Below are 16,551 nucleotides of genomic sequence, written 5' to 3'. Positions count from 1 at the left end.
TTACAGCCGTTTTACTGCATCCATGGCCAGCACAGACCGTTCGCATTCCTCTGCATCCAGGGTAATCTGCCAGCACAACGGACTTCCCTTCATATGCTCTGCCGCATAGCTGAGACCGTTGGTCCTCTCATCTAAAAACGGGCGGTCTATCTGGTTGGGATCTCCAAGAAGAATGATTTTCGTTCCCTTCCCGGCACGGGTGATGATTCCCTTGACCTGATTGGGAGTCATATTCTGCGCTTCGTCAATGATCAGATAGGTCTTAACAAACGAACGCCCCCGGATAAAATTAAGGGCTTCCGCCTTGATCAGTCCCCGTCCAAATATTTCCTCTATTTTCCCTTTAAGCTCTTCTTCATTCTCATAACGCTTTTCTTCATTGGAATCGATCAGCTGTTCCAGGTTGTCAATCACCGGCCGCATCAGGGGAGAAATCTTTTCCTGCTCATCCCCCGGAAGGAAACCGATGTCGGAATCAAACTGGGCATTGGGACGGCTTATCATAATCCGGCGGTACTCTCCTGAGGGGTTGTTCAGCAGCTTTTCCAATCCAACGGCAAGAGAGTAAAAGGTCTTTGCGGTTCCGGCCATACCTTTGATTATCACCAGAGGCGCCGTCTCCGATGGCTGCATTAAGGCTTCCTGAAGAAAATACTGGCCTGCATTTCTGGGAGCTACCCCGTAGGGTTTGCTTTTCCCGTAATCCAGCGGTACGATCCTGCTGCCATTTACACGGCCTAAAACCGTCTTTTTGGTAGATTGGTCTGCCTTTAGAATGACGAATTGGTTCTCACATAAAGCAGGCGTACTGCGTATCCCTGACTCGTTGGTTATATACACACTTTCTGTGGATATTCCCTTTTTCTTAAACTCTTTGAAGCTCTCCTCCGGAGCATAAGCTTCTATCCTGCCTGAATACTGCTCATCCCCCTCTGAAACCTGTTCCGTGGTAAAATCCTCTGCCCGGATGCCGATGATCTGAGCCTTGATGCGTAACAGAATGTCCTTGGTCACCAGAATCACTTCGCCTTCCAGGCCCTTGCAGACCTTGAGAATGCGGTTATCCATCTTTTCATCCGGCAGATCAGGCGGCAGCTTGACATCTACAAAGTTTTTCTCTACCCGAAGGATTCCCCCATTCTCCAACTCCACCCCGGTCAGCAGATCGCCCTTATGACGGAGCTGTTCCAAAAGCCGTATGGCCTTTCTGGCATTGGCCCCCTTTTCCCCTTCCGCCTTTTTTAAATGATCCAGCTCTTCTAAGACCACCACCGGAAGCACCACCCGGTTATCCTCAAAGCAAAGCAGGGCATAAGGGGCCTGAATCAGTACATTTGTATCTACCACATAGGTTTTTATCATTTACCGGACTCCTTTTCCATTTTCAGAAACTGTGTTTCTGTGAAATGATTATATCCCAGGATCCTGTCTTCTGTTACCACGTTTCGGTAAAGACGATGTAAAAAATGGGGTATATTTATGGAAATTTCAGGACTTCCTGGCTCCTTCTTCCTCATTCTCCCCCGGATGGATGAACTCCCCCTTCAGAAGCTTCTTTATGGACCAGCCTGCCAGCAATGTACCAACTGTAAAAAATATTGCCATGCACAGCAGCCGGATCAGATTCCTTCCTCCGGCTGACACCGTAATCTCCGGCATCAGCTGGTATGCCAGATAAACCAGATAAACACCTCCTGCCAGCCTCATCATCAATGTGATCTGGGCCGGGCAGGATGGTCCCCTCTCCTGATTCTTACTCATTTTTAACCTCCTCATTTCTCACCCCGACAAAAGTCCCTTTCCTCCGGTCATTTTTTCCTTTTTGACAGCAAGTCTACGGTAACCGCCCCTAACAGTACAGCACCTTTTACAATCTTCTGAATATCGGTAGACCAGCCATAAAGGGACATGCCGTTATTCAGGATCCCCATGATAAACGCACCCACTACGGCGCCGATGATGGTACCCACGCCGCCGGTCGTGGCCGCGCCGCCGATATAGCAGGATGCAATGGCATCCATTTCAAACTGATCGCCGGCCTTGGGGGTCGCGGAGGCATTCCGGGCTGACAAAACAATCCCGGCCACCGCACACAGGATCCCCATGTTGGTATATACCCAGAAAAACACCTTATCCGTGTTGATACCGGAAAGCTTCGCTGCCTTTGCGTTGCCTCCCAGCGCATAGATCTGGCGTCCTGCCACAGTCTTGCTTGTAATAAAATGATACAGGGCTACCAGAGAGCCCATGATTACCAGTACAAACGGAATGCCGTTATAGCGTGCCAGCTTATAGAAGAAAAACCAGACGATGAGCAGGATCACGCCTATTTTTAAAACAGTCTGCCACAGGGGATTGACCGGGAAATCATATTTCTTCTTTGTTTTAATGCTTTTTATTTCGGATAAGATAATGAGCGCAAAAGCAGCCAGTGCCGCTGCTATGGATACCAGGTCCAGGGTTCCTCCCCCAAAGGAAATCTTGGCGGTCGGAAGAAATCCGGCACCTATGTAGGTATAATTTGTCGGAAGGGGACCTTTTGTCTGAGCCTTTAACAGCGTGTATGTGAGTCCGCGTCCCATCAGCATGGTAGCCAGCGTCACGATAAACGGAGGAATGGAAAGCCTGGAAACAAAGACCCCGACAAACATGCCGGACAGCGTGCCGATGGCCAGCGCTGCCAGGATGGCCACCCACATGCTTGTTTTGTAATCCACGATCATGATACCCACTGCCGCTCCGCAGACCGCAACAATGGAGCCTACCCCCAGATCGATGTTGCCGGTCAGCACGCAAAGCAGCATGCCAACTGCCAGAATGACGATATAGCTGTTCTGCATGATTAAGTTGTTGACGTTTGCAGGGGACATATTCTTTCCGCCTGTCATGACCGCAAAAATAAGGAATACTGCAATAAGAGCCAGTACCATGCCGTACTGCTTCATGTTAATATTAACCGTTTTCTTCTTATCCATCTCTATTCTTCCTTTCCGTTATCTGCCATAATGCATTTCATAATCTTTTCCTGGGACACTTCTTCACGGGACAGCTCACCGGAAATGTGCCCTTCATTAATGACATAAATCCGGTCGCAGGTACCGATAATCTCCTGAAGTTCAGATGAAATCACAATAATCGCCTTACCGGCTTTCGCCAGGTCATTGATTACACAGTATATCTCGTATTTTGCTCCAATGTCGATCCCGCGCGTAGGCTCATCTAAGATCAGCACCTCCGGCTGGGTCAGCATCCATTTGGCAAGCACCACCTTCTGCTGGTTCCCGCCGGAAAGAGAGCTGACCGTCTGGTTAATGGAATTGGATTTTACATTGATTCTTTTTTTATATTCTTCCGCGGACAGATTTTCAGCGTTGCTGTTGACGATTCCTCTCCTGGAGAAGAAGTTGCGAAGGGCTGCCAGGGTCATATTCCCCCTGACGCTGTCGATCAGGATGAGACCGTAATTCTTTCGGTCTTCCGATACATAAGCCAGCTTATTATTAATGGCATCCTTTACATCCTTTATCAGGACCTGCTTTCCGTTTATTTTAATGGTTCCGCTTATTTTCTGTCCATAGGACCTTCCGAAAAGGCTCATGGCCAGTTCCGTTCTGCCGGCCCCCATCAGTCCGGCAAATCCCACCACTTCGCCGGCCCGCACATGAAAGGACACATCTTTGATCACCTGCCGCCCCGGATCATCGGGATGATATACGTTCCAGTTTTCTACTTCAAAAATGTTATCTCCAGGCTCACAATTCCGTTCCGGATAACGGTTCGTCAGTTCCCGGCCTACCATGCCTTTTATGATCCGGTCCTCACTGATATCGTCTTTTCCCTTTTCCAGTGTCTCAATGGTCCTTCCATCCCGGATCACGGTGATGGAATCCGCCACATAACTGATCTCATGGAGCTTATGGGAAATCATGATACAGGTGATCCCATGCTTCTTTAAATCCAGCATGATGTTTAAAAGGCGCTTGCTTTCCTCATCGTTAAGTGCTGCGGTAGGTTCATCTAAGATTAACAGCTCAACCTGCTTTGCCATGGCTCTCGCAATCTCTATGAGCTGCTGCTTTCCGACCCCAAGGCTGCTTACCTGGGCATTTAAGTTTTCATTCTCAAGCCCCACCTTTACAAGCATTTCCTGGGCGCGCTTATGGGTTTTGGTCCAGTCGACCACCCCTTTTGCCAGTGTCTGTTCATTTCCCAGGAACACATTTTCTGCCACGGACAGATAAGGGCTTAACGCCAGTTCCTGATGAATGATCACGATCCCTTTCGCCTCACTCTGTTTAATGCTGTGAAACTGGCATACATTCCCATTGTAAACGATATCGCCGCTGTAAGTCCCATAGGGATAGACCCCTGAAAGTACATTCATCAAAGTCGATTTCCCGGCTCCGTTTTCCCCGCAGAGCGCATGGATTTCGCCTCGCTTCACCTTGATATTCACATCGTCCAGAGCCTTTACCCCGTAGAACTCTTTGGTGATATGATTCATCTCCAAGATATAATCGGACATCTTTCCAACTCCTTTTCTTTTTCACGTTACACGGAAACAGGCGGCGGCTTTCACGCCGCCGCCTGTTTGCATGCTCCTGCTACTTTGACAGCTGTTCTTCCGTATAATAACCGCCGTCAATAATAATTTCCTTATAATTATCTTTATCGACCGCAACCGGAGTACACAGATAAGACGGAACCACGATTTTACCGTTGTTGTACTGTTCGGTATCGTTGATTTCCGGCTTTGCTCCTTCCAACACCGCCTGAACCATGGTCACACATTTCTCAGCCAGCAAACGGGTGTCTTTGTAAATGGACATGGTCTGAAATCCGGAAATAATGTTCTTGGTTGCCATCAGCTCTGCATCCTGACCGGTCACAAGCGGCCAGTCTACGCCCACTTTATAGCCTGCACCTTCAAGGGCTGCTTTACAGCCGTAAGCAAACCCATCAAATGCGGTCGCACAGATATCCAGTTTCTTGTCTGCATAGAAACCCGTCAGATAGTTCTCACAGTTCTGCTGTGCTGTTTCCTGAGACCATCTTAAAATACAGGTATCCTCAAAAGAGGTACGGCCGGATTCACATACCAGGGTTCCGTCATCCAGATACGGCTTGAGCACTTCCATCAAACCGTTGTATAAGAACAATGCGTTGTTATCATCCGGAGAGCCCATGAAAAACTCAATGGTATAGGATTTACCTTCCGCTTTGGCCTTGTCCAGTTCTTTCGTATCTTTTATGTACTCGCCGATCGCAGTGCCGACCCCTTTATTATCAAAAGTCGCATAATAGGAAACGGCATCCGTGTCCATCAGCAGACGGTCATATGCAATGATCGGAATGCCGGCGTTCTTTGCCTGTTCCTCTGCATTGACCAATGCCGAAGAATCGATGGAAGCTATGACCAGACATTTCACCCCGGAGGCAATCATGTTTTCAATCTGCGAAACCTGCATCTGTACATCATCCTCGGCGTACTGTAAGTCCACCTCGTAACCAAGCGCCTCCAATTGTTTCTTCATGTTGGCGCCGTCGTTGATCCAGCGCTCCGAGGACTGGGTGGGCATGGCTACACCGACCTTTTCTCCGCCTCCGGCCGCTTTCGCTGCTTTTGCAGCTGCAGTATCCGCTGCAGTTCCGTCTGCCGATTCTGTCGTTACACCTGACGCTTCTGTTGAAGATGCTGTGGTGGCTGCAGTCTGGGAGCCACTGCAGCCAGCCAGTGCAGACGCTGCAAGTACGGTTCCAAGGATGACACTAAGAATTCTCCGTTTCATATTTTTTTACCCTCCTATGGCAAATTTTTTGTATATACAATTTACGCTTTGCGTAAATATGCATTTTGTTTAATTTAACATATCTTGTCGATTTTAACACTTTTCATATGTAATAATGTCGAATTTTATACAGTTTTATTATATATTTTTTGTTTAATTTTACCAATATTTTATAAGGTCAACTATATATTTATACCACTATTTTGTCAACACATATTTCACATTTTTCCTTTTCCGTTAAGCTGTACATACAACCGGCAAGGAATTTCTCATATAAAAAGCTCTGACTTCATGGAAAATTCACTCCCCGCCAGAGCCTGTGATAAATTGAAAACACAAAAAATGAGGGACAGAATATCTAAAATATTCTATCCCTCATTTTTTATTCCTTCCAATGCAGATGATGCAGTTCGCCCTGCATGGTCATACGTTCAAACCCGTTCTGCCTCAAGGCCTCATAAAGTACAATGGAAACAGAGTTGGACAAGTTTAAGGATCTGATATCTCCCCACATGGGGATCCTGACACAACGTTCCTGGTTTTCCAGAAGGATCTCTTCCGGAATTCCCGCACTTTCCTTCCCGAACATCAGGAAACAGTCCGGCTCATACTTCACATCGGTATACACATGAAGCCCCTTTGTCGTAGCCATATAGATCCTGGCTCCGGGATTCCGGTCCAGAAAATCCTGATAATCGCTGTACACCGTCACATCAAGCTTATCCCAGTAATCAAGACCTGCCCTCTTGATCAGTTTATCATTCAGTTTAAATCCCAGAGGCTCGATCAAATGCAGCTTTGTATCCGTTGCCACACAGGTCCGGCCAATGTTTCCGGTATTGGCCGGCATCTCCGGTTCCAGTAATACGATATTCATATCCTTTACGCCTTTCCATCCAGTTTCTTAATAAAGCGGTCGATGCGGCCCAGGGCTTCTTTCAGATTTTTCAGGGAATAGGCATAGGATATACGCAGATAACCTTCTCCGCAGTTCCCAAATGCCGTCCCCGGAACAACTGCCACCTTTTCTTCCCGCAGCAATCTGGTAGCAAACTCATCGGAGGTCATGCCGAACCGCTTGATGCTGGGGAACGTATAAAACGCTCCATAGGGCTCAAAACACTCCAGGCCCATCTCTTTAAATGCATGCATCAGATAACGCCTTCTCTGGTCATAAGATTCCCTCATCACCTGGACATCCTTATCTCCGTCACGGAGAGCCGCTATTGCAGCATACTGGCTGGTAGTGGGCGCACACATGATGGCAAACTGATGGATCTTTAACATCTGCTCCAGAATGACCCGGGGGGCAGCCGCATAGCCAAGCCGCCAGCCGGTCATGGCATAGGATTTGGAAAAACCGTTAATCAGTACGGTACGGTCCTTCATGCCAGGAAACGATGCAATGGTAGTATGGTCACCTCCATAGGTAAGCTCCGCATAAATCTCATCGGAAATAACGAACAGATCCTTTTCCAAGACGATTTTAGCGATCTCTTCCAGCTCTTCCGCTCCCATGACCGCTCCGGTCGGGTTATTGGGAAAGGGAAGCACCAGAACCTTTGTCTTCGGCGTAATCTTCTCCAGCAGCTTTTCCGCGGTCAGGCGGAACTGGTCTTTTGCTTCTAAGTCAATGGTGACGGGGATGCCGTTTGCCAGAATGGTACAGGGAACATAGGAAACATAACTGGGCTGCGGAATCAGAACCTCGTCACCAGGGTCTAACATGGCCCGGAGAGCGATGTCGATCGCTTCACTGCCGCCCACAGTCACCATAACTTCATGGTCCGGATCATATGTAACTTCAAAGCGCCGGCTCAAATAGTTACATATTTCAACCTTTAATTCCCTTAAACCGGCATTGGAGGTATAAAAGGTCCGTCCCTTTTCCAGAGAATAAATACCTTCCTCCCGGATATGCCAGGGCGTATCAAAATCCGGCTCTCCTACGCCCAGGGAAATGGCATCCTTCATTTCACTGACTATGTCAAAAAATTTACGGATTCCGGATGGCGGAATCTCTACGATTCGATCTGATAACGGGTTTCTCACGGAGTAATCAACATCCTTTCATCCGGCGTCTCTTCAGCAAGAATGGTGCCATGGTCTTTGTATTTTTTAAGAACAAAATGGGTTGCCGTGCTTAATACCGATTCCATTGGGGACAACTTTTCCGAAACAAACTGGGCCACCTGTCTCATGGTCTTTCCCTCGATAAATACGGTAAAATCAAAAGCACCGGACATCAGATAGACCGCATTTACTTCGCTGTACTGATAAATACGCTCCGCAATCTTGTCAAACCCCATTCCTCTCTGCGGGGTTACCTTAACCTCAATGAGAGCCACAACCTTTTCATCGCTGGTGTTATCCCAGTTAATCAGGGTATGGTAACCGCATATGATGTGTTCCTTTTCCATTTCGGCAATTTCATTGGCAATGGCGGCCTCACTTTCCCCTAAAAGAACTGCCAGGTCCTTTAAATCGATTCTGCTGTTTTTCTCAATGATTGCCAATATCTTTTCTCTCATATCCTTACCTCCTGTTTCATTTTTAAGGAAGTCCGATTCGCCCTGCGGCTCATCGAACGGCTGATGATGCCAAAACCTTATGAAGCTCATCCCCGGCCGGCCGGTCCAGAAAGCCAATGCTTTCTCCATGGTCAATGATCCGCTTGATGCCGCCCGTTACTTTTCCGATTACAGTGGCATGAATTCCCTGCTCCTTTAAAGCACATACCAGGTCTCCTCCGTTATCCGCCGTCAGAAGCAGACAGCCGGCCGAGAAAAGGCGGTACGGATTCATGTCGTACCGCTCACAGATCTCTATGGTTTCCTGCTTAACCGGGATCTTTCGCAGGGAAAACCGGATTCCCATCATGTAAGCTCCGGACAGATCCCAGAGGGCTTTTAAAACCCCGCCCTCTCCTGCCGGTTCACATTCGGATGCACCAAATTCCTTCCACCGCTCTAAATTTCCTTCCAGGATGATGTCATCACTTTCTAAAATCCGGTCCACATAATCCCTGGAAAACCATTGATACAATTCTTCTTTTTTATTTTTTACGGTTTCTACCGTTCCGGAGAGCCCGGCATATCCTGCTACGACAAGATCCTGCCCCGGCCTTACGGTTCCGGTATTCTCCCTTTCGATCCGTCTCATGCTGTTTCCCGCCTACACTCCCGGTCCTGCCGGTGCTGTAACCTCTCCCGGTCCCTGGACCGTACCAGGATCAATGACCCCGCTTTCCACCGGTTCTGTTGCTGCCGGCGCTGTTGCTGCCGGTTGTGTTTCCACCGGCTGCACGGGAGTCTCGACCGGTTCGGCAACCGCAGGAGCCGCAGGGCCGACTTTAATGATGGCCTTGGATGGATTATAGGTATCGGTATGGAGAAGCTCCCGGCTCTGCTCCACACCATCGACATAAACAATCTTCCACAGCCTGGATTTCATTCCCTTGTGTGCGGATTGAACCTGCTTTCTGGCTCCCGGAGCCATGGCCGGATCCACAACTTCCTTCGGTGCACCCGGGTCCGTAACGCTCAGAGTCTCAGAAACGAACTCAAAGGTCCGGTTCGCCGGCCTTGTCTCCCTGCCATATATGGTAAAGGTAAGATTTTTACCTGAAGTATAGCCTTCCACATAAATAGGAGTGCTGTAATTGTTGGTAAACTTGATGTCCTTATACGTACCGGCAATGGCCGCATCTTCCGACGGCTTTACATATCCCACCACCATGGAATGGTTCTGTCTCTGGTCGACGGAAAGCTCTGCCCGGAGCACAGCATTATAAAGGGTCGTGGCAATCTGGCATACACCGCCTCCTACGCTGTCCACCACCTGGCCGTTTTCATAGGCCGCTGCAGTGGCATAACCATTGGCCACTGTAAACGGATGCATGCACTCGTAACCCGACAGTGTCTCTCCGGGCATCAGTACACGGCCATTGATCTTGCCGGAACCTACCTGCAGGTTCTTTGACCTGGATGCCCCGCTGGATGAAAAGCTGGTTGAAAAAGTTCCCAGAACATCCTGAATGGTAGCCAGATCCTCTGTGGTAATTCCGGGCTTTACCTCGGCCACGACCGCATTGGCAGTTACCGGCTCCTTTAAACCGTTTGCAAGGGCCGCGTCAAGAGCCTGCTTTGTAGCCGCAACATCCACAGTTTTACCAATGGCGGATGGAGTCACAACGAATGCGCCATTTTGTCTGGTAATGGAAGCATTCCTGGGTTCTGTCACCGCAGGAGCGCATTTTTCCGCAACAAAGGCTGCCACTCTTTCCTCATCAAGAGCTGTCTCCAGCGGAATGATGACATGATTCTGTTCGATGTCCTTTTTATTTAAGTAGCGCTTGATTAAGTTACCCCCCTGCCAGGCTGATGCGGCTTCAGACACAGCCTCCGGATTACTCCAGTGGAATCCCAGTTCTTTTGCCGTAGTCTCCACGGGCTGTCCGTCAACTACCAATGTTATCTTCTGGTTCTCCATTTCGTTTACCAGGCTCTGTATCTTCTGACTGGCCTCTTCTTCTGTCATACCTCCCAGATTATATTCCCCGACATAAATCCCATCCGGAAGCGTATCAGCCATAACATATGCCGGAGAGAGAAATCCAATTCCCGCCGCCAGCACCACTGCTGCCAGGCTCATGGACAATGTTTTCTTTTTCATATTCATTCCTCATGCTCTACTGTGTCTGTATGATGTCGATCCAATCCCCCCCTATGGCCTACATGAAACTCAGCATCATAGGAAGTACCATAGCAACGATCAGCAAAATTACAACAACGATCAAAACTGCCGATAAAAATTTTCTGTTGTTTTTATTGTTAAAGTTTATCATTTTGTATCACCTCTCTTATATTCTTCCATACTGTGCTATGATTTTATCCGTGATTCTTGATATTTCATTTTTGGATAAATGTTCCGTTTGCACAGATAAAACTATTTTATGATATTTTAATAAATCCTGCAAGTGTTCTTTTTGCCTTTTTGAGGCGGGCTGTTCCTTTTTCACCTTGTAAATCAGAGCCTGGGGAGCAAATGCATCCGGCGCTTCCTCACCATACCGTTCTGCCATTTTCCGGTAAAGCAGATGGGCAGCTTTTGAATCTGCAAGCGCCCGGTGGCTCAAGCCTTGTTCCACTCCGAAATACCCGCAGGCTGCCTTTAAATTTTTCCTTTCTTCCGGAGGCATAAATTTTCTGGCAAGCTTTAACGTATCAATCCCCTGCCGTTCAAAGCCGCGGCCATTGTTCACCGCAGCCCTCTTTAAAAAACTGTAATCGAAAATCACATGATGACCGAGAATGGGCAGTTTTCCTGCAAAATCCAAAAAGCCGCCGATCACCTCCCCGATCCCGGGCGCCGCCTCCACTTCTGAGTCCCCGATACCGGTAAGCATCACCACCCGTTCTTCCAGCTTCCGGTAAGGGTTTACAAAGGTCTCATAAATATCCGTCACCTGTCCGTCAATGACCCGCACTGCTCCGATTTCAATGATCTTATCCCGCTTTGGATCAAGACCGGTGGTTTCTAAATCCACCGCAACATAGGATGATACCACTTTAAGCTTTCCCTCCCTTAACCTGTAGCTCACAGGCGCTTGGGCATAATTCCCGTAAAAAGCACTCCCTGCACCTTGGATTTCTTGCAGCGCAGATGGACCTTCCAAGGGTAATGATCTGGATATTCCATAAGATCCAATGCTCTTTGGGAAGCACCTTCATCAGCTCATATTCAATTTTTTCCGGATCCTCTTCCTTTGCAAACCCCAGCTTTCCGGATATCCGTTTTACATGGGTATCCACCACGATGCTGGGTTTGTGATAGATGTTTCCCCGGATGACATTGGCGGTTTTACGCCCCACTCCTGCCAGGGAAGTCAGTTCTTCCATAGTCTCCGGCACTTCACCGTCAAATCTTTCCACCAGGTCCCTGCAGCAGGATATGATGTTTTTTGCCTTCATATGATAAAAGCCAAGGGAGTGGATATCCTGCTCCAATTCCTTTAAATCTGCTTCGGCAAGCTTCTGAGGAGAATCATATTTCTTAAATAAGTCGGCTGTCACCAGATTCACCCTGGCATCGGTACACTGGGCGCTTAAAATGACTGCCACCAAAAGCTGCCATGGGGTTTCATGGCTTAAATAACATACATATTCGGTTCCATATTCCCGGTCGAGAGCTTCAAGTACCTTTAATACCCGGGCTTCCCGCTCCGCTTTTGTTTCTTTCCCTGTCATTCATTCCTCCATATGCCAATCACATAATCCGCTGCATTATGGGATAAGGCATCCCGTTTTTTGTAATCGAAAAGTACCGCTCTTCCGTCCCGGAACACCTCAATGTGAGCCATCTTTATAAGCTGTCTGGCTTCATACCCGTCGTACCCTTCCTTCAGATACCGGAAGGAGGCCGCTTCCGACGCGAAAAAGGCTCTCACCTGGTCTTTAAAGGGCTCCTGATCTGCCGCAAAGGGCGGGCGGCTTTTTAAATTTTCTCTTAAATAGAGATCATATACAAGAAGGTCCCGGAACAGGGGAAGTTTTTCCGGTACCATAAGCCTTATGAACTGTTCCAGTATTTCGTACCGGGCCATCCGGCTGTGGCTGATGCCTATAAGTCCCTGTTTATCATAATATTCAGCCAGGGCCTCAAACATATCAAAAGGTGTTTCAAATTCCTTACAAAGTTCGTTCATGGTCATTCGGAACTGGCCGCTGTTTCCATAAACCTCCAGCATTTCTTCCAGGACCTTTAATTTAAGGATCTCGCCGTAGCTGAGCCATCTGGTGGACAGCACCTCGTAAGGCGGCTTTTGTTTGAACTTCACACCGTATTCCTCTGCCTTCTCCGCCATAAGAGAACCCTTAAGTACTTTTAAGAATCCCAGCTGAAGCTGCTCCGGTTTCATCTCATAGACCTCGTTAAAGGAATTTCGGAAGCTTTCGTAGTTTTCATAAGGGAGTCCTGCAATTAAATCAAGATGCTGATGGATGTTCCCGAAACGGTTGATCCGTGCCACAGTTTTTTTTAAAAGCTCTAAGTCCATGGTCCGCCGGATCTCCTTTATGGTTTCCGGATTGGTGCTCTGCACCCCGATTTCAAGCTGGATCAGCCCCGGCCTCATACGGGACATGAGCTCCAGTTCTTCTTCCTTTAGCAGATCCGCAGAAATCTCGAAGTGAAAATTGGTCACTCCGTTGTCATGTTCCATGATATGGCGCCAGATATCCATGGTGTGTTTCCTGCTGCAATTAAACGTCCGGTCCACAAACTTCACCTGAGGGACCCGGTTTTCAAGGAAAAAATCCAATTCCTTCAAAACCAGTTCCGTATCCCGGAAGCGTACCGACTTATCCAGTGAAGAAAGGCAATAGCTGCAGGAAAAAGGGCAGCCCCGGCTGCTTTCGTAGTAAACAATGCGGTTCTCAAAACCGGAAAGCTCTTTATATAAGAAGGGAATGGAGCTCATATCCACAACTGTCTTTAAAGGATTTGAGATTACAGCTCCTTCTTTATTCCTCACCGCCACTCCGTCTATGCGGTCAAAGGACGGCCTGTTCCGTTCCAGATAGCAGCGAACCACCTTTAAAAAGGTTTCCTCGCCTTCCCCCATCATGATCCCGTATACCTCCGGTTCCCGGCAGAGGATTTCGGCAGCGTCATAAGACACCTCAGGACCTCCCAGCCAGATCTCCGCATGAGGGAGAACCTTCGGAAGGTCCCGGACCAGTTCCAAAACGTAAGCAATGTTCCAGATATAGCACGAAAATCCCACTGCATCCGGTTTCCGGCTGTAAATATCCTTTAATATTTCATCCGGCTGATTGTTAATGGTATATTCCATGGTCTCAATCTGAAACCTTCCGTCTTCCAATTCCGGTTCCTTTCCATGGGTTTCCGCATAGGCTTTTAAGCTGTAAATGGCAGGATTGGAATGGATGTATTTGGCATTGAGAGCCGCCAGCAGAAATTTCATGTTAAACCTCGATTTCTATTTTTCTTCCGGAGGGCTGATACTGGTAATACCGGACCCCCGCCGCATTCAGCATCCGCTTGGAAGCATTGACAGACGGGGTCCCCTCGTATTTGTCCGAGCCGTATACAACGGTTTTGATCCCGGCCTGTATGATGGCCTTGGCACATTCATTGCAGGGGAACAGCGTTACATAAAGCTTGCTGCCTTCCAAGCTTCCTCCCCTGTAATTAAGGATAGCATTTAATTCACTGTGAGTGGAATAGAAATATTTGGCATTGTAAGGGTCATCCTGTTCATGCTCCCTGCCCCAGGGAAATTCATCATCCGAACAGCCCATAGGGAAACCATTATAGCCCATGGATAAGATCTTATTATCCTGGCTCACTATGCAGGCTCCCACCTGAGTGCTGGGATCCTTGGAACGCTTCCCGGAAAGAACCGCCACTCCCATAAAATATTCATCCCATGTAATATAATCTTCTCTTTTTCCCGTCATTTCCGCTCCTCCTTTTCAAACCTTTAGAATATGATAACCGGCCGCCTTGGTAAGCCGGTTCATGATGGCCTGTCCCAAATGATCCTTGGAAAAGCTTTCGGAAAAGATAAAATCCGCTTCCAGATCATCAAATTCCCTCAGTACAGAATAAAGGTTGTGGGCTATGGTCTCTTCCTTTGCCCGCACGCCCATGCTGCGCACCATTCCATCATGATATTGGTCCAGGGTCTCCTGGGTACAGATCACCCCTACCCGGAAGCCTCCGGAAAGCTTTTCCTTAACCAGCCGGTTAATGGTCTCTGCCACCGCCTGCATGTCCCCTTCCACCAGGGTTAAGTCTGCCTTGGGCGCATAGTGCTTATATTTCATGCCAGGCGCCTTAGGCCTTACATCCGCCTTCATCGGTCCGGCGGTAATGGCTGGATCAAGATGGATCTGCCTGCTGAGAACTTCGGAAGCCATCTCCTGTGTGACGGCACCCGGCCTTAAAATCACAGGCTCATCCCCTGATACATCAATGATGGTGGATTCGACGCCGATTCCTACGGCCCCCCCATCTACGATCATATCTATTTTTCCATTCATATCCTGCCATACATGACCTGCTGTGGTAGGGCTGGGACGCCCGGAGGTATTGGCGCTGGGCGCTGCAACCGGAACACCGGATAACCGGATGAGGGCGTTTGCCACCGGGTCAGCCGGCATGCGCACCGCCACCGTGTCAAGACCGCCTGTGGTTCCGTAAGGGACCAGCCCGCTTTTTGGAAAAATGAGGGTCAGAGGTCCCGGCCAGAAAGCTTTCATCAGCTTTTCCCCCGCCTCAGGTATTGCGGAAACCAAAGGAAGCAAATCATCAAAATCCGCAATATGGGCAATCAAAGGGTTATCCGACGGCCTCCCCTTTGCCTCATAGATTTTCTTTGCCGCCTCTTCGTTTAAGGCATTGGCTCCCAGGCCATACACGGTTTCCGTGGGAAATGCCACCAGACCGCCGTTTCTTAATATTTCCGCAGGTTTTTTTAACAGTTCTTCCTCCGGATGTTCCTTATCTTCTATTATAATTCGTTCTGTCATCATATCGCCCTGCTCTTTTCTTTTGACTTCCATTTATCATATCACAGGCCCAGTCACCATGCAACTTTTTTACTGATAACAGGAAGGTTTCCAAAAGCCTGACTGTCAAAACAATGGTTGCAGGATTTCAATAATAATGATACCATTAAAAAAACATTTTATTTGGGAGGAATACCACATGGAATTAATCATACCGGAAAATTACGACCCCAGGCTCTCCGTCCGTGAGACCCAGGAGGCCATTAAATACATAAGGGATACGTTTCAGAAGGAGCTCGGAAAAGAAATGAATCTGGAACGGATCTCAGCCCCCTTATTCGTGGAGCAAAGCAGCGGCTTAAATGACAACTTAAACGGTGTGGAACGCCCGGTGCAGTTTGATATTGCAGGCATTCCGGGAGAGACCATGGAAGTGGTCCACTCTCTTGCAAAATGGAAGCGCATGGCGCTTCATGAATACGGCTTTCAGCCGGGAGAAGGTCTTTATACTAATATGAATGCCATCCGGAGAGACGAAGATCTGGATAACCTCCACTCCTGCTATGTGGACCAGTGGGACTGGGAAAAGGTCATTACCAGAGAAGAACGGTGCGAAGAAACCTTAAAGGAAACCGTGCGCACCATTTTCAAGATCATCAAGCATATGCAGCATGAGGTATGGTACAAATATCCCCAGGCTGTGAAGCATCTTCCAAAGGATATCACCTTCATTACCTCTCAGGAGCTTGAGGACCGTTTTCCGGATCAGACACCAAAGGAACGGGAAAACCTGATCACCAAGGAACACGGCTGTGTCTTCCTTATGAAAATCGGTGACAAATTAGAAAACGGAAAACCTCATGACGGGAGAGCTCCGGACTACGATGACTGGCAGTTAAACGGAGACATCCTCTTCTGGTTTGAAAATTTAAACTGCGCCCTGGAAATCTCCAGTATGGGCATCCGCGTAGATGAAAAATCCCTGGCAGAGCAGTTGAAAAAAGCAGGGTGTGAGGACCGCAAGGACCTTCCATACCACAAAATGCTTCTTAACGGGGAACTGCCCTGCAGCATTGGAGGAGGCATCGGACAATCCCGTCTGTGCATGCTTCTGCTGGACCGGGCCCATGTGGGAGAAGTACAGGCCAGCATCTGGCCGGATGATATGCGGGAAGAATGCAGAAAGCATAAAATATTCCTGCTGTAATTTACATAGGAAGTGACCG

At 48.4% G+C, this 16,551-nt stretch carries 16 protein-coding genes; 1 reads left to right on the top strand and 15 read right to left on the bottom strand.

Annotated elements, in window-relative coordinates; translation table 11 throughout:
* From BQ9856_RS23945 to BQ9856_RS23870, 15 genes are all read right to left on the bottom strand, one after another.
* Positions 1-1,362: a PhoH family protein gene (locus BQ9856_RS23945; RefSeq protein ID WP_077613234.1), complete on the bottom strand. Its 1,362-nt coding sequence runs from the start codon at positions 1,360-1,362 to the stop codon at positions 1-3.
* A gap of 126 nt (positions 1,363-1,488) precedes the next feature.
* Positions 1,489-1,761 carry a hypothetical protein gene (locus tag BQ9856_RS23940; RefSeq protein ID WP_077613233.1) on the bottom strand — a complete coding sequence of 91 codons (273 nt, stop codon included), beginning with the start codon at positions 1,759-1,761 and terminating at the stop codon, positions 1,489-1,491.
* 47 nt (positions 1,762-1,808) lie between these two features.
* Positions 1,809-2,975, bottom strand: a complete 1,167-nt coding sequence (mmsB, locus tag BQ9856_RS23935; protein WP_077613232.1) for a multiple monosaccharide ABC transporter permease — start codon at positions 2,973-2,975, stop codon at positions 1,809-1,811.
* Between the two features lie 2 nt (positions 2,976-2,977).
* Entirely contained in the window at positions 2,978-4,525 is a 1,548-nt protein-coding gene (mmsA, locus tag BQ9856_RS23930) for a multiple monosaccharide ABC transporter ATP-binding protein (RefSeq protein ID WP_077613231.1), read from the bottom strand.
* A 79-nt stretch (positions 4,526-4,604) separates the two neighbouring features.
* The gene (chvE, locus tag BQ9856_RS23925) at positions 4,605-5,789 is read right to left on the bottom strand and encodes a multiple monosaccharide ABC transporter substrate-binding protein (protein ID WP_077613230.1); all 1,185 of its coding nucleotides are present in this window, start codon (positions 5,787-5,789) and stop codon (positions 4,605-4,607) included.
* A gap of 382 nt (positions 5,790-6,171) precedes the next feature.
* Positions 6,172-6,666, bottom strand: a complete 495-nt coding sequence (gene trmL / locus BQ9856_RS23920; RefSeq protein WP_077613229.1) for a tRNA (uridine(34)/cytosine(34)/5-carboxymethylaminomethyluridine(34)-2'-O)-methyltransferase TrmL — start codon at positions 6,664-6,666, stop codon at positions 6,172-6,174.
* 5 nt (positions 6,667-6,671) lie between these two features.
* Positions 6,672-7,841, bottom strand: coding sequence for an aminotransferase class I/II-fold pyridoxal phosphate-dependent enzyme (locus BQ9856_RS23915; protein ID WP_077613228.1), 1,170 nt, complete (start codon positions 7,839-7,841; stop codon positions 6,672-6,674).
* Entirely contained in the window at positions 7,838-8,320 is a 483-nt protein-coding gene (locus tag BQ9856_RS23910; RefSeq protein WP_077613227.1) for an Lrp/AsnC family transcriptional regulator, read from the bottom strand. Before BQ9856_RS23910 ends, BQ9856_RS23915 begins: the two co-directional genes overlap by 4 nt.
* Before the next feature lie 49 nt (positions 8,321-8,369).
* The gene (locus tag BQ9856_RS23905) at positions 8,370-8,951 is read right to left on the bottom strand and encodes an AIR synthase-related protein (RefSeq protein WP_077613226.1); all 582 of its coding nucleotides are present in this window, start codon (positions 8,949-8,951) and stop codon (positions 8,370-8,372) included.
* 12 nt (positions 8,952-8,963) lie between these two features.
* Positions 8,964-10,463, bottom strand: a complete 1,500-nt coding sequence (locus BQ9856_RS23900) for a VanW family protein (RefSeq protein ID WP_077613225.1) — start codon at positions 10,461-10,463, stop codon at positions 8,964-8,966.
* Positions 10,464-10,650: 187 nt separating this feature from the next.
* Positions 10,651-11,358, bottom strand: coding sequence for a 3'-5' exonuclease (locus tag BQ9856_RS23890; RefSeq protein ID WP_077613223.1), 708 nt, complete (start codon positions 11,356-11,358; stop codon positions 10,651-10,653).
* A gap of 1 nt (position 11,359) precedes the next feature.
* Positions 11,360-12,037 (bottom strand): endonuclease III, encoded by a 678-nt coding sequence (gene nth, locus BQ9856_RS23885; RefSeq protein WP_077613222.1) that lies wholly within the window; start codon positions 12,035-12,037, stop codon positions 11,360-11,362.
* Entirely contained in the window at positions 12,034-13,776 is a 1,743-nt protein-coding gene (locus BQ9856_RS23880; protein ID WP_077613221.1) for a B12-binding domain-containing radical SAM protein, read from the bottom strand. The genes nth and BQ9856_RS23880 overlap by 4 nt, the downstream gene beginning before the upstream one ends.
* Before the next feature lies 1 nt (position 13,777).
* Positions 13,778-14,272 (bottom strand): deoxycytidylate deaminase, encoded by a 495-nt coding sequence (locus BQ9856_RS23875; RefSeq protein ID WP_077613220.1) that lies wholly within the window; start codon positions 14,270-14,272, stop codon positions 13,778-13,780.
* 15 nt (positions 14,273-14,287) lie between these two features.
* Positions 14,288-15,349, bottom strand: a complete 1,062-nt coding sequence (locus BQ9856_RS23870; protein WP_077613219.1) for an L-threonylcarbamoyladenylate synthase — start codon at positions 15,347-15,349, stop codon at positions 14,288-14,290.
* A gap of 175 nt (positions 15,350-15,524) precedes the next feature.
* On the opposite strand from BQ9856_RS23870, the gene asnA reads away from it, so the two are divergent.
* Positions 15,525-16,532, top strand: a complete 1,008-nt coding sequence (gene asnA / locus BQ9856_RS23865; protein ID WP_077613218.1) for an aspartate--ammonia ligase — start codon at positions 15,525-15,527, stop codon at positions 16,530-16,532.
* The last annotated feature ends 19 nt before the right edge of the window (positions 16,533-16,551 follow it).

Source organism: Clostridium sp. Marseille-P2415 (assembly GCF_900155545.1).
Taxonomy (GTDB): Bacteria; Bacillota; Clostridia; order Lachnospirales; family Lachnospiraceae; genus Lacrimispora.
Note: the sequence above shows the minus strand (reverse complement) of the source record. Positions and strands in the feature narration are given on the sequence as shown.